The sequence below is a fragment of the Streptomyces ureilyticus genome, from assembly GCF_011045025.1.
Classification (GTDB): domain Bacteria; phylum Actinomycetota; class Actinomycetes; order Streptomycetales; family Streptomycetaceae; genus Streptomyces; species Streptomyces ureilyticus.
The window spans coordinates 1-785 of record NZ_JAAKZX010000499.1 but is presented as its reverse complement, the minus strand read 5'-3'; the positions used below and the strand labels follow the sequence as shown (position 1 = coordinate 785).

1 protein-coding gene is annotated in these 785 nt (G+C 70.3%); it reads right to left on the bottom strand.

The features are described 5' to 3' along the window. Nucleotides 1–785 (bottom strand): ATP-binding cassette domain-containing protein (locus tag G6048_RS48360; RefSeq protein ID WP_235991173.1); only part of this gene is annotated, 785 nt, incomplete at both ends.

Below are 785 nucleotides of genomic sequence, written 5' to 3'. Positions count from 1 at the left end.
CGGAGAGGGCTGCCCAGTCGTCACCATGACGGGGCAGCCCACTTGTGGACCCTGTGCCGAGTTCAGACGGCTGGGGCCCGGTCAGGGCGAAGAACACGTCGTCGAGGTCGGGGGTGTGCACGGTCAGCTCGTCGGCCTCGATGCCGGTCGAGTCCAGCCAGTCGAGGATGGAGCGCAGCTCGCGCTGGCTGCCGTCGGAGGGGATCTGCAGGGCCAGCGCCTCGTCGTCCCGGGTGGCCTCGCGCAGGCTGCGGGCGGCGGACTGGTAGGCAGCCGGGTCGGTGAAGCGGAGCCGGACGTGGCCGCCCGGGATGAGCCGCTTCAGCTCCTCGGCACTCCCCTCGGCGGCGATCTTCCCGTCGTTCAACACCGCGATGCGGTCCGCGAGTTCGTCGGCCTCCTCCAGGTACTGGGTGGTGAGGAAGACGGTTGTCCCGTCGGAGACCAGCTCGCGGATGATGCCCCACATGTTGTGCCGGGAGCGCGGGTCGAGACCGGTGGTCGGCTCGTCGAGGAAGATGATCCGCGGGTCGCCGACCAGCGTCATGGCGATGTCCAGTCGGCGCTTCATGCCGCCGGAGTAGGTGGAGACCGGCTTCTTCGCGGCCTCCACCAGGTCGAAGCGTTCCAGGAGTTCGGCGGCGGTGCGGCGGCCCTGGCTGCGGGGCAGCAGGTGCAGGTCGGCCATGAGGAGCATGTTCTCCTCGCCGGTGATCAGGCCGTCTACGGCGGAGAACTGCCCGGTGACACCGATCGCGGCCCGCACCGCCTGCGGGTCGAGGGCC